This is a genomic window from Sulfurimonas sp. (genome assembly GCF_028714975.1).
In the GTDB taxonomy this organism is placed as follows: Bacteria; Campylobacterota; Campylobacteria; order Campylobacterales; family Sulfurimonadaceae; genus Sulfurimonas.
In genome coordinates, this window is record NZ_JAQTLH010000014.1 from 19,214 (window position 1) to 32,439 (window position 13,226).

Annotated in this window: 14 protein-coding genes and 1 pseudogene; all 15 read left to right on the plus strand. The window is 36.2% G+C overall.

Going from position 1 to position 13,226, the window contains the following annotated elements:
• Positions 1-3,045 carry an efflux RND transporter permease subunit gene (locus PHQ93_RS10200; RefSeq protein WP_299944006.1) on the plus strand — a complete coding sequence of 1,015 codons (3,045 nt, stop codon included), beginning with the start codon at positions 1-3 and terminating at the stop codon, positions 3,043-3,045.
• 128 nt (positions 3,046-3,173) lie between these two features.
• Positions 3,174-3,482 carry a 50S ribosomal protein L21 gene (gene rplU, locus PHQ93_RS10205; protein ID WP_299916043.1) on the plus strand — a complete coding sequence of 103 codons (309 nt, stop codon included), beginning with the start codon at positions 3,174-3,176 and terminating at the stop codon, positions 3,480-3,482.
• Positions 3,483-3,515: 33 nt separating this feature from the next.
• Positions 3,516-3,773 carry a 50S ribosomal protein L27 gene (gene rpmA, locus PHQ93_RS10210; protein ID WP_299916045.1) on the plus strand — a complete coding sequence of 86 codons (258 nt, stop codon included), beginning with the start codon at positions 3,516-3,518 and terminating at the stop codon, positions 3,771-3,773.
• Between the two features lie 157 nt (positions 3,774-3,930).
• Complete coding sequence (gene obgE / locus PHQ93_RS10215) at positions 3,931-5,043, plus strand: GTPase ObgE (protein ID WP_299944009.1); 1,113 nt, start codon at positions 3,931-3,933, stop codon at positions 5,041-5,043.
• A gap of 1 nt (position 5,044) precedes the next feature.
• Complete coding sequence (proB, locus tag PHQ93_RS10220) at positions 5,045-5,809, plus strand: glutamate 5-kinase (RefSeq protein ID WP_299944012.1); 765 nt, start codon at positions 5,045-5,047, stop codon at positions 5,807-5,809.
• Positions 5,809-6,717 (plus strand): methionyl-tRNA formyltransferase, encoded by a 909-nt coding sequence (gene fmt / locus PHQ93_RS10225; RefSeq protein WP_299944015.1) that lies wholly within the window; start codon positions 5,809-5,811, stop codon positions 6,715-6,717. Before proB ends, fmt begins: the two co-directional genes overlap by 1 nt.
• Positions 6,698-7,333: a biotin--[acetyl-CoA-carboxylase] ligase gene (locus PHQ93_RS10230; RefSeq protein WP_299944018.1), complete on the plus strand. Its 636-nt coding sequence runs from the start codon at positions 6,698-6,700 to the stop codon at positions 7,331-7,333. The genes fmt and PHQ93_RS10230 overlap by 20 nt, the downstream gene beginning before the upstream one ends.
• Positions 7,330-8,115 carry a ParA family protein gene (locus tag PHQ93_RS10235; protein ID WP_299944021.1) on the plus strand — a complete coding sequence of 262 codons (786 nt, stop codon included), beginning with the start codon at positions 7,330-7,332 and terminating at the stop codon, positions 8,113-8,115. The genes PHQ93_RS10230 and PHQ93_RS10235 overlap by 4 nt, the downstream gene beginning before the upstream one ends.
• On the plus strand, positions 8,112-8,954 hold the full coding sequence (locus PHQ93_RS10240; RefSeq protein ID WP_299944024.1) for a ParB/RepB/Spo0J family partition protein: 843 nt from the start codon (positions 8,112-8,114) through the stop codon (positions 8,952-8,954). The genes PHQ93_RS10235 and PHQ93_RS10240 overlap by 4 nt, the downstream gene beginning before the upstream one ends.
• Before the next feature lie 126 nt (positions 8,955-9,080).
• Positions 9,081-9,503, plus strand: coding sequence for a FoF1 ATP synthase subunit B' (locus PHQ93_RS10245; protein ID WP_299916058.1), 423 nt, complete (start codon positions 9,081-9,083; stop codon positions 9,501-9,503).
• Between the two features lie 9 nt (positions 9,504-9,512).
• A complete protein-coding gene (locus PHQ93_RS10250) occupies positions 9,513-10,031 on the plus strand; it encodes a F0F1 ATP synthase subunit B (protein ID WP_299944026.1) in 519 nt (172 codons plus the stop codon).
• 1 nt (position 10,032) lies between these two features.
• Complete coding sequence (locus PHQ93_RS10255) at positions 10,033-10,566, plus strand: F0F1 ATP synthase subunit delta (protein ID WP_299944029.1); 534 nt, start codon at positions 10,033-10,035, stop codon at positions 10,564-10,566.
• A 21-nt stretch (positions 10,567-10,587) separates the two neighbouring features.
• On the plus strand, positions 10,588-12,105 hold the full coding sequence (gene atpA / locus PHQ93_RS10260) for a F0F1 ATP synthase subunit alpha (RefSeq protein WP_299944032.1): 1,518 nt from the start codon (positions 10,588-10,590) through the stop codon (positions 12,103-12,105).
• A gap of 10 nt (positions 12,106-12,115) precedes the next feature.
• Positions 12,116-13,003, plus strand: coding sequence for an ATP synthase F1 subunit gamma (gene atpG / locus PHQ93_RS10265; RefSeq protein ID WP_299944035.1), 888 nt, complete (start codon positions 12,116-12,118; stop codon positions 13,001-13,003).
• 11 nt (positions 13,004-13,014) lie between these two features.
• Positions 13,015-13,226, plus strand: a pseudogene (locus tag PHQ93_RS10270) (F0F1 ATP synthase subunit beta); the annotation flags it as partial.

Sequence of the window (13,226 nt, forward strand, 5' to 3'; positions counted from 1 at the left end):
ATGTATAAAATATCAATCAAAAGACCGATTGCGACTCTGATGTATGTCGTAACATTGGTTATTTTTGGGTACATGAGTTTCAAATCAATGCCATCGGCACTTTTTCCAAATGTCGATTTTCCCATAGTCACGATTCAGACAATATATCCCGGTGCAGAAGCAAGCACTATCGAATCACAAATCACCGATAAAATAGAAGAGGCAATTTCGAGAATAGGCGGGGTTGAGAGCATCATATCAGGCAGCAGCGACGGTGTGAGTATAGTGACCGTTAAGTTTTTTTTAGAGAGAAAGATTGATGAAGCAGCAAATGATGTAAGAGATAAAGTCTCAGCGGTAAAGCTTCCAAAAGATGCCCGTATGCCTCTTGTTAGTAAACTTGACATCGGCGGAGCACCGATTATAAATATATTTTTAACCGCAAAAAATGATAGTGTAAAAAATCTTATGCTCTTTGCAGATGAGAAGGTAAAACCTGTTATCCAAAAGATAAATGGCGTCGGTGCTATAAATATCGTCGGGTACAAAGATAGAGAGATAAAAATATTTCCTAATGCAAAAGAGTTAAACAGATACGCAATAACAATCGCAGAGCTAAACTCCATAGTTGCAAGAGAGAATGTAAAAATCGGAGGCGGAAAGCTTATAACAAAAACTGAAGAATTTACGCTCAAAACAAAGGCTGATGCATTAAGCATTGAAGAGCTTAAAAATATAAAGATAAAAGATAACATCAGATTAAAAGATATTGCAGCGGTTGAAGACTCTTTGAGCGATGCAAAAAGTTACGCTTCATACAACGGCGTAGAGGGAGTTATGCTTGAGGTTCAAAAAATCTCGGGAACAAATACTATCGACATAGTCGAACGAGTGAAAAAAATGCTTCCTCAGCTCCAAACGGTGGCGGGAGAGAGATTTGGCGTAGAGGTTTTAAATGATACTTCTCCTTTTATTATCCACTCTTTAAAAGATGTTGAGTTTGACCTTGTTTATGGGGCAATTCTTGCGGCAATTATTGTTTTTGTTTTTTTAAGAAATTTTACCATCACGCTTGTTTCGGCTCTCTCAATCCCTGCTTCCATCATGGGTACATTCGCTTTAATGAACTATATGGGCTTTGAACTAAACAAAATGACGCTTATCGGGCTTACTTTGGCTATCGGTATTATTATCGACGATGCTATCGTAGTTATTGAAAACATCTATAAAAAGATGGAAGAGGGAATGGATAAATATAAGGCAGCTTATGAAGGTACCAAAGAGATGGCATTTACAATTTTGGCTATTTCGGCGATGCTTTTGGCTGTTTTTATCCCTGTTTCGTTTATGAGCGGAATTGTCGGAAAGTTTTTCGAGAGCTTTGCCATGACCGTCGGATTTGCTATTATTATCTCATATACGATAGCTCTAAGTTTTATCCCGAGCTTGAGTGCGCGAACATTAAATAAGAGCGAGAGTAAGTTTTATGATTTAACGGAGCCTCTCTTTAAATTTATAGAGCGAGTTTATGAAAAAGCACTTAGGTCTGTTTTGAGATTTAAAGTAGTAACTCTTATTTTGGTTTTTATAATTTTCTTTGCTTCGCTAACTCTTTTTCCAAAAATCGGTATGGATTTTATTCCAAAAGAGGACAAAGCGGAGTTTGAGATAAAAATTAAAACAGACTCGGGCATTTCTTTGGAGGAGATGATAAAAAAATCTAAAACCGTTGAAGATATGGTTAGAAAAAATCCATTCGTAGAGTATACGACGCTAAGCGTAGGATATAACTCTATGAGGGAGAAACATAAAGCAATTATTTATGTAAAGCTTACCGATAAAAATAAAAGAGAGTTTAATCAAGAGCATATCGTTCAAGATTTTAGACAAAAGTTTGAGTCATTTAAAAAAGATATGTTTATAACCGCTTCTGCTATTCCAAATATAAAAGGTGCGGGTGTATCGGTGCCGTATCAGATAGTTTTAAAATCCGACTCGTTTGAAGATTTGAACACGGCGAAAAAAAAACTGGTTGAGCATCTATCCAAAAAAAATGGATTTGTTGATATAGATACGGACTTGGATGAGCCAAAACCGCAGATAGATATAAATATTTTAAGAGAAAATGCTTCAAGTCTCGGTATTTCAGCATCTCAAATAGCTGAAGCTATATCTATTGCATTTTCTAGTGATTTGGAGATTTCATATTTTGAAGATACAGCGAAACAGTACAATATAACCCTTAGATTTAGTGATGAAAATAGGGTTAGTTTAGAAAATATTAAAAAACTTCAAGTTAGGACAAAAGATGGTAATCTAGTCTATCTTGACGGATTGGTTGAGTTTAACAAAAGTAAAACACTTGGAACCGTAAATCACTTTGACAGACAAAGGGAAGTTACGGTTTTTGCAGATTTGTTTGGGCTTGACTTGGGCGGGGCGGTTGCTTACACAAAAAGCGAAATAGAAAATCTTTTGCCAAAAAGTGTTGTTTACAGATTTACCGGTTTTGCCGAAGAGATGGTAAAAACAGCTCAAGCCTTTGGATCCGCAATAGGCTTGAGCGTAATTTTAATGTTTATTATTTTGGCAATTTTATACGAGTCTCTTATTCAGCCGGTTATTATTATGGTAGCACTCCCTTTGAGCATAATCGGTGTTATGCTCGCGTTGTACATTTCGGGACTACAATTTAGCCTCTTTGTTATGATAGGTTTTATGTTGCTTATGGGAATGGTCGGGAAAAATGCGGTGTTATTGGTCGACTTTGCAAATCATGCGGTTGATAACGGAAAAAATGTAGATGAAGCACTTGTCGAAGCAGGAGAAAAAAGAGTCCGTCCGATATTAATGACGACTATCGCGATGGTGTTTGCTATGATACCGCTTGCCGTTAGTAGCGGACTTGGAAGTGAAACAAAAGCGCCGATGGCTATTTCTATCATCGGAGGGCTTTTAAGTTCAATGATACTTACTCTTCTTGTGGTTCCCGTTATTTATAAAATGATAAGTCCATTTGATTTGTGGTTAAAAAAGTTTTACGAAAGTAAAAATATTGAAATATAATCATATAGTTAAACAATACTTAAAGCTTGTAAGGGTATAATTCCGAACTTTTTGTAGAAACAAAACCGATAAATGCATAAATAAATGCGTTTTGAGGCTTAAGTATTTAAAGATTTAAGGAATTGTATATGTACGCAATTATCAAAAACGGTGGCAAGCAGTATAAAGTTCAAGAGGGCGATATTCTATTACTAGATAAAATGTCTCTTGAGCCTAAAGCTTCAATCGAGATTAAAGAAGTTTTAGCTGTTAACGCAGGTGAGCTTAAAGTTGGAGCGCCTTTTGTTGAAGGTGCTGTTGTAACTGCTGAAGTTATTAATGAGGGTCGTGACAGAAAAGTTGTGACTTTTAAGAAGCGTCGTCGTAAAGACAGCAAAGTGAAAAGAGGTTTCAGAAGAGACTTCACGCGTGTTCGCATCACAAAAATAGCAGCATAATAACAAGCTGTAAATTAACTAAGGAGATTCAAGATGGCACATAAGAAAGGTCAAGGCAGTACACAGAATAATCGTGACTCGGCTGGTAGAAGACTTGGTGTAAAAAAGTATGGTGGAGAGGCTGTAGTAGCCGGTAACATTATTATTCGCCAAAGAGGAACTAAAATTCATCCGGGTAAAAATGTAGGCATGGGTAAAGACCATACTATATATGCGTTGGTTGACGGTGTTGTGTCTTTTCACAGAAAAGATAAAAAACGCCAACAAGTTTCAATCGTTCCTGCCGCATAATTTTATAATATTTGGGTTTATCCCAAATATTTCTACTTTCACACTCGGTTTGCACCGAAAACTTCTAAAATATTTAATAATTTGCTTTGCTGTAGTTAATTTTTAAGTATTTTGTATCACTGCAAAAAAATATTACTGTATATATTAAGGATTTTTTATGTTTATAGATAGTGTAGAGCTAACAGTTTCTTCTGGAAAAGGCGGACCGGGTTGTGTTGCGTTTCGTCGTGAAAAGTTTGTTTTAAACGGTGGTCCAAACGGCGGAGACGGCGGAAAAGGCGGTGATATCTGGTTTAAATGTGACAATAATACTCACACGCTATCTCATTTTCAAAAGAAGATGCATATAAAAGCAGATAACGGCGCTCCGGGTGAAAGCTCAAATATGGCCGGCAAATCCGGTGCAAAAAAAGTTATCATAGTACCGCCGGGTACACAGATAATTGACTCGGAGAGCGGTGAAGTTTTATTTGATATGTTAAAAGACGGACAAGAAGAACTCTTTATAACTGGCGGAAGAGGCGGACTCGGTAATACTCACTTCAAGTCTTCCACTAACCAAAGACCGACATATGCACAACCGGGTGAGAAAGGCGAAACAAGAACAGTTCAGTTAGATCTTAAACTTATTGCCGATGTCGGTTTAGTCGGTTTTCCAAATGTAGGAAAATCTACTCTTATCTCAACAGTTTCCAATGCTCGTCCGGAAATTGCAAACTATGAGTTTACGACGCTTACGCCAAAACTAGGGCAGGTAAATATAGGTGATTTTGAATCATTTATTATGGCTGATATTCCGGGTATTATCGGCGGAGCACATGAGGGCAAAGGTCTTGGAATAGAGTTTTTAAGACATATTGAGAGAACAAAAATTCTTCTTTTTATGATTGATTTGGCATCATATAGAGATCTAAAAGAGCAGATAGAGACACTAAGAGCTGAAGTAGCCGCATTTTCGGATAAATTAGCGCATAGTCAGTATGCTATTGCACTAACAAGAGCTGATATAGTTCCTTCAGAAGAAGTTAATGATTTAGTTAACGGCTTTTTAGAGATGATTGGAGTTAAAGCTACGAAGGGCAGTGATTTGGATTTTGACGAATCAATCCCGTATTTTATTCAAGAAAGTGCAGATGAGACGCTTGGATATGATAAAACTCTTCCATATTTTGTCGTGCCGATATCTTCGGCTACTCATAAAAATATAAAGCCTCTAAAGCATGCACTCTTTAATCTAGTGCAGTTAAACAGAGAGTTGAGCGATAGATAAGATGAGAAGAGTCGTCGTAAAAGTAGGAAGTGCGGTATTAACCGAAAATGATGCGATAGCATTAGAACGAATGAGAACGCTAGTCGATTTTTTGTTTGAACTTAGAAAAACCAATGAAGTTATATTGGTATCTTCAGGCGCCGTAGCAGCCGGATATACAGAGTTAAAATTAGACAGAAGCGTTTTGCAAAACAAACAGGCTTTGGCATCTATCGGACAACCGATTTTAATGAATAAATATAGCAAAAAATTTGCAACTTACGATATTTTAACTGCTCAAATTCTTGTTACTGCCGCAAATTTTAATATAGAAGACGAGAGTAGAAAAATCAAAGACACCGTTGACACCCTTTTATCCAACGGAGTAATACCTATTATAAATGAAAATGATGCAACAACCACCAAAGAGCTTGTTGTGGGAGATAATGACCAACTTTCGGCTTATGTCGCAAAACATACCGCTTCGAATTTACTTATAATACTTTCCGATATAGATGCCTACTATGATAAAGACCCTCGAAAATTCAGTGATGCAAAAATATTAAAAATCGTAAACAGCATTGATAAAGAGGAGTTGGAAAAAGAGGCAAACCCAAACTCTACTTTTGCAACCGGCGGAATTTTAACAAAATTAAAAGCGGCTAACTATCTTTTAACATATGGAATAGATATGGTGCTTACCAGCGGATATGATTTAAGCGATATAAAAAGTCTTATGTTGGAAAACAGACATATCGGCGGGACGCTTTTTACAAAAGCCGGCTAATGAAAATAATTTTTATGGGAACCCCCGATTATGCAGGGCGTATTTTACAAAAAATTATAGATACAAAAAATATGGATGTTGTAGCGGTTTACACACAGCCGGATAAACCGGTAGGGCGAAAAAAAGTTTTAACCCCTCCTATCGTAAAAACCATAGCGCTTCAAAACAGTATCGTCGTTCATCAGCCAAACAGGCTAAGAGATGAAAGCACAATCAAAGAAGTTACAGGTATAGAGTGCGACTATATTATAGTAGCCGCATATGGTCAGATATTGCCGTTAGAAATTTTACAACACGCTCCATGCATAAATCTTCACGCTTCAATATTACCTAAGTACAGAGGTGCAAGTCCGATTCAGCAGACTCTTTTAAATGGAGATAGCAAAACGGGTGTTACTGCTATGTTAATGGATGAAGGTCTTGATACGGGAGATATTATTAAAATCAAAGAGATTGATGTGAGTAAAACCGAGATGGCCGAATCGCTGTTTGATAGGCTTACAGATGTCGCTTGCGAATTGACTATTGATGTGCTGGAAAATTTTAACTCATATACTCCTGCAAAACAAGACGGCTCTCTATCTTCACACTGCAAAAAAATAAGCAAACAAGACGGCGAAGTTGAGTTTGATGATGCTACGGCGATATTTAATAAGTATCGTGCATTTACGCCTTGGCCGGGAATCTATCTTAGTTCAGGATTGAAGCTTAAAAAAATAGAGCTTGTAGAAGATATTAGCCAAAATGAGAGCGGAAAAATTTTAGATATAGAAAAAGAGGGTATTATAATCGGGTGTAAAAGAGGGAGCATTAAAGTTTTAAGTGTTCAACCGGAATCAAAAAACGAGATGGATGTTATCTCCTACATAAACGGTAAAAGATTAAATATTGCAGATACTCTATCTTGATAGTATAGATTCTACACAAAAATATCTAAAAGAGTTGATTAAAGAAAAGAGAATCTCTTTACCCTGTGCCGTCGTGGCAAACTCTCAAACAGCAGGAGTAGGCAGCAGAGGAAACTCTTGGAGCGGAGTAGAAAATAATCTATTTTTATCTTTTGCGTTTTCACTAAAAGATTTGCCGCATGATCTAAAATTAGAGTCCGCATCTATATATTTTTCTTATATTTTAAAAGAGACTTTAGCAGAGTTTGATTCCCAAGTTTGGTTAAAATGGCCAAATGATTTTTATATAAACAATCAAAAAGTCGGCGGGATGATAACTAACCTGATTGAAGAAACCCTTATTTGCGGCGTGGGGTTAAATATAGCTCATGCACCTGTGGGTTTTGCAAAGTTAGATATTAATTTAGATAAAGATGAACTCATTAAAAAATACTTTGAAAATATTGAAAAAAAGAGTTTGTGGAAGCAAGTTTTTAGCAAATATAAGATAGAATTTTACAAGAACCAAAACTTTTATACGCACAATGAAAATTTAATAATTTCTTTAAAAAATGCCTTATTGCAGAGCGATGGGTCTATTGTAGTCAACGGCGAGAGGATATATAGTCTAAGATGAGTGAAGTAATTGTAATTGCAAATCAAAAGGGCGGTGTGGGTAAAACAACTACTGCCGTAAATCTAGCCGCTTCACTCGCTGTTGCTGAAAAAAAAGTGCTTTTAATAGATTCAGATCCACAAGCAAATGCTACAACATCATTGGGCTTTCACAGAAATGATTATGAGTTTAATATCTATCATGTGCTTATCGGAACAAAAAAATTAAAAGACATTATCTTAAAATCAGAATTGCCTACCCTTCATCTGGCTCCTTCGAATATAGGGCTAGTAGGAATAGAAAAAGAGTATTATGATGCAGAGAACTCAAAAGGTCGCGAACTTCTTTTAAAAAAAGCTATCGCAAATGTTTTAAAGGATTATGATTATATTATCATAGATTCTCCGCCGGCACTAGGGCCGATGACTATCAATGCACTCTCGGCTTCAAACTCCGTAATTATTCCTATACAGTGTGAATTTTTTGCATTAGAAGGTCTTGCACAGCTTTTAAATACCGTGAAACTTGTAAGAAAATCTATTAATCAAAAATTGATTATTAAAGGCTTTTTACCGACGATGTTTAGCGCTCAAAATAATCTCTCAAAACAGGTTTTTGCCGATTTAAAACAACATTTCAGCAGTAAACTTTTTAAAGACGGTAACGGAGAAATTATAGTAGTTCCTAGAAATGTAAAATTAGCAGAATCCCCATCTTTTGGAAAACCTGCTATTTTATATGATGTAAAATCAAGCGGTTCCGAGTCATACCAAAATTTAGCACAAGCGATTATTGAAGCATGAAAAGTCAAAAATTAGGTAGAGGTCTCGGAGCACTTTTGAGTGAAATAGAAGAGGCTTATGAAAATGAAGTTTCTCAAAAAGATTCAATAGTTGAAATCCAGTTAAAAGATATTCGACCAAATCCATTTCAACCTAGAAAACATTTTGATGAAAATAGTTTACAAGAACTCGGTGAGTCTATAAAAAACGACGGCTTGCTGCAACCTATCGTAGTTACGGAAGATGTTGACGGATATATTTTAATTGCAGGAGAGAGAAGACTTCGTGCATCAAAAATTGCAAAACTAAAAACGATTCGTGCAATCGTTTTAAATAGTGATGAACAGAGAATGAGACAGTTCGCACTAATAGAAAATATTCAAAGAGACGAGTTAAACTCTATTGAATTGGCGCATGCTTACGGAGAACTTATTAAACTTCACAATATAACGCAAGATGAACTCTCAACTAAAATTCATAAAAGCAGAACGCATATTACAAACACTATTAGACTTTTACAGTTATCACAAAAAACACAAAAAGCTTTGATTGAGAAAAAAATTACGACAGGACATGCTAAAGTTTTAGTCGGACTTGATGAAAAGCAGCAACAATTAATCGTTGACTCAGTAGTAGGTCAAAAATTAAGTGTTAGAGAAGTTGAAGCAACAATAAAAAGCCTTAAAAACAATAAAGCCGAACCGTCTAATAAAATAGAAATTGCTTCATATGATTTTAAAGATGCTAAAGAGAGATTATCTGATCTTGGATTTAAGATAAAAAGTTCCGGCAAAAGTTTAACAATAGAGTTTGCCGACAAAAACCAAATAGATAACTTTTTAAATTATTTTTCAAAATAAGCATCATAAAGTTAGCTAAATTTAAAAATTTTCATAAAAAACATAAAAAAAAATTAATTTTTTTTATTCGTTTAACCATTCTTTTAATTTTAACATAGTATAATCACGCAACTTTTAGGAGGTGCTATGTTAGATATAAATCCGATACTACTTGTAGCTACATTAATCGTGTTTCTTACGCTTATTGCCGTTCTGAACAGTTCGCTTTACAACCCGTTGTTTGCTTATATGAGTAAAAGAGATGAAGACATCAAAAAAGACCTAGAAAAAATAGGCTCAAATGATGATGAAATCAAAGAACTTGAATCAAAAGCGCAATCAATTATTGTAAGTGCTAAACTGGAAGCTTCGGCCCTGAGAGAGAAAGTTATTACGGATGCTAAAGGGTTAGCAGAGAGTAAGTTAGAAGCAAAGCGTGCTGAATTAGCTAGTCAGTATTTAGAGTTTGAACAGTTGCTTGGTCAATCTCGTGAACAGTTAGTAAGTGATTTAAAATCACATATTCCGCTGTTTAAAGAAGCTGTAAAAGCTAAATTTAGTCAAATATAAGGATGTGATGTGAGTAGAATTTTAGTATTTATGCTAATGATGTCGACCTATGCATTGGCATCTGGCGGTAATGCGGAGCATGCAGGTACCGATATTATTCAGCGAACGGTAAACTTTTTACTGTTCGCGGGATTGATATGGTATCTTGTTGCTGAGCCGGCAAAAAATTATTTTGCATCAAGAAGTCAGTCAATTGCTGATGAAATGAAAAAAGTGCAAGATAAGTTGAAAGAGACTGCGTCTTTGAAAAAGGATGCACTTGCTAAGGTGTCCGCAGCTGAGAAATTTGCTGCAGATTTGGCAGTTAGTTCTAAAAAAGAGAATAAAATTATTAATGATAGTATTATGACTCAATGTGATGCTGATATTGAAACAATGATTAAGCATCAGGCTGTTCTAATTGAATTTGAACAAAGAAAAATGGTTCGTAGCGTAGTTGAAGATACTCTAAAAGATGCGTTAAGTCAAAGTGACGATAGTTTTGATAAAGAAGCTATGGCTAATGTTATCTTAAAGAAGGTGGCATAGTATGGAAGAGTTAATCGCAAAAAGATATCTCAAAGCAATTAAGCAGAGCTCTGATGCGCAAACAATGCAGAATGTAGCTTTAATATTTTCTGTTTTGGCTCAATCTTTTAATGATGAGAAATTTAATCGTATCATTAATAACCCGGATGTAAGTAAAAACCAGAAATCAGAAATTTTATTGGCGGCGGTTAAATCGGTCGGCTCTAAAGATGTTGACAACTTAATAAAATTACTTGCCGAGCATGATCGTATCACTATTATACCTGCGTTAGCGGAGATAATGAGAAAAGATATTGCAAAAACAAATAAAAGTTATAGCGGAATCGTGTATAGCGATAGCGATATCGATGCGAAAGTTATAGAAGATTTAGGCAACGGGTTGGGTAACAGATTTAACTCTAAAATATCGCTGAAATTTGTTAAAAACGATTTCAACGGTATTAAAGTAGATGTTGAAGATCTTGGAGTAGAAATAAGTTTTTCTAAATCAAGAATTAATAGTCAAATAATAGAACATATTGTAAAAGCAATTTAACTTCATGAGAGGAGATGTGTAGTGGTAGCAAAAATTCAAGCTGATGAAATCAGCTCAATAATTAAAGAGCGTATTGACAACTTTGAACTAAGTGTTGATATTAATGAAACAGGTAAAATCGTTTCATATGCTGACGGTGTTGCGCAAGTTTACGGACTTAGTAATGTTATGGCCGGTGAAATGGTAGAGTTCGAAGAGGGAACTAGAGGTTTGGTTATGAACCTTGAAGAGAGTACGGTAGGTGTCGTTATACTTGGCGGAGGCGCTCTATTAAAAGAGGGTCTGTCTGTAAAGAGATTAGGTCGTCTTCTTCGTGTTCCGGTAGGTGAAGCACTGCTTGGCCGTGTTGTTAACGCTCTTGGTGAACCGATTGACGGTAAAGGTCCGATTGAAACAACTGAAACTCGTTTCGTTGAAGAGAAAGCACCGGGAATTATGGACAGAAAATCTGTACATGAGCCTATGGCAACTGGTATCAAAGCGATTGATGCACTTGTGCCGATCGGTAGAGGTCAAAGAGAGTTGATTATCGGTGACAGACAAACTGGTAAAACAACTGTTGCGCTTGATGCTATTATCAACCAAAAAGGCAACGGTGTTGCTTGTATCTATGTTGCTATCGGTCAAAAAGAGTCAACAATTGCACAGATTATTCGTCGTTTAGAAGAGCAAGGTGCGTTAGAATATACTATTATTGTTTCTGCTACGGGTTCTGAAGCGGCTGCTTTACAATTCTTGGCTCCATACACAGGCGTAACAATGGGTGAATATTTCCGTGATAACGCAAAGCACGCTCTAATCGTATATGATGATTTATCTAAGCATGCGGTTGCTTATCGTGAGATGTCTCTTATCCTTCGTCGTCCTCCGGGTCGTGAAGCATATCCGGGAGATGTTTTCTATATCCACTCTCGTCTTTTAGAGAGAGCTGCAAAAGTATGTGATGAGAGAGGTGCAGGTTCATTAACTGCTCTTCCTATTATTGAAACGCAAGCAGGGGATGTTGCTGCATATATTCCTACGAATGTTATCTCGATTACTGACGGTCAGATTTTCCTTGAAACTGAACTATTTAACTCAGGTATCCGTCCGGCTATAAATGTCGGTCTTTCAGTATCTCGTGTTGGTGGTGCTGCTCAAATTAAAGCTACTAAACAAGTTGCAGGTACACTAAGACTTGACCTTGCTCAATATCGCGAATTACAAGCGTTTGCTCAATTTGCATCAGATCTTGATGAGTCGTCTCGTAAACAACTTGAGCGTGGACAAAGAATGGTTGAAGTTTTAAAACAACCGCCATTTTCTCCGCTTTCTGCTGAAAAACAAGTATTGATTATTTTTGCAGGAAATGAAGGTTTCTTTGATGATATGAACCCGTCAAATGTTGTTCGTTTTGAAGCTGAGCTGTATCCTTTTATCGAAGCATCTTATCCTCAAATTTTTGAAAGTATCAAAGCTACTTCTACAGTAGATAATGATACTAAGGCATTGATGAAAAAAGCACTTGAAGAGTTCAAAGCTAGCTTTGTAGCGGCGTAAGGAAAACTTTATGGCAAACTTGAAAGATATTCAGAGAAAGATAAAGAGTGTTTCTAATACTCAAAAGACGACTCGTGCTATGAAGCTTGTATCTACTGCAAAGCTTCGTCGCGCAGAAGAGTTAGCTAAGCGCTCTCGTCTTTATGCTGCAAAAATGAATCAGGTGATTGCCGAAATAGCTGGACGCATTAAATGCAACAAAGTCGGCGGAATTGACAATCGTTGTTTTATAGAGATTGAAGATCCAAAAACAGTTGACATAGTTTTTGTAACTGCTGACAAAGGTTTATGCGGCGGTTTTAATATACAAACTATTAAAGCCGTTAAAAAACTTTTAGCAGAGTATAAATCAAAAAATGTAAAAGTGCGTTTACGCGGAATCGGTAAAAAAGGTATTGAATTTTTTAAATATAACCAAGTTGAACTTTTTGACGCAGTTACAAATCTTAGTTCTAGACCTGACAAAGAGAGATCGGATGATTTTATTTTATCTTCTATAGAAGATTTTAAAGATGGAAAAACCGACGGTCTTCATTTTGTATACAACGGATATAAAAACATGATAACTCAAGAGTTGCATGTAACGAAAGTATTGCCTGTTGATGCAAGTCAATTTGAATGCGGTGAAGTAGAAAAATCTATGCTTGAGATAGAGTCTCAAGACGAAGAAAAAATGTTAGATTCTTTAGTTAATAGATATGTTCAGTACGCAATGTACTATTCACTAATTGATTCTGTTGCTGCAGAGCATAGTGCTAGAATGCAGGCAATGGATACGGCTACTAACAACGCAAAAGAGATGGTTAAGTCATTAAATGTTCAGTTTAATAAAGCTAGACAAGCAGCTATTACTACAGAGCTTATTGAAATTATAAGCGGTGTGGAGTCTATGAAATAATGGAGAAAAATATGATTGGTAAAATAAGCCAGGTTATGGGCCCGGTTGTTGATGTTGATTTTGACGGTTATCTTCCTATAATTAATGAAGCAATCGAAGTTAAAGTAAATTTAGAAGGTACTCAGTCTCGTTTAGTACTTGAAGTTGCAGCTCACTTAGGTGACGGTCGTGTTAGAACGATTGCAATGGATATGAGTGAGGGTCTTGTACGCGGTATGGATGC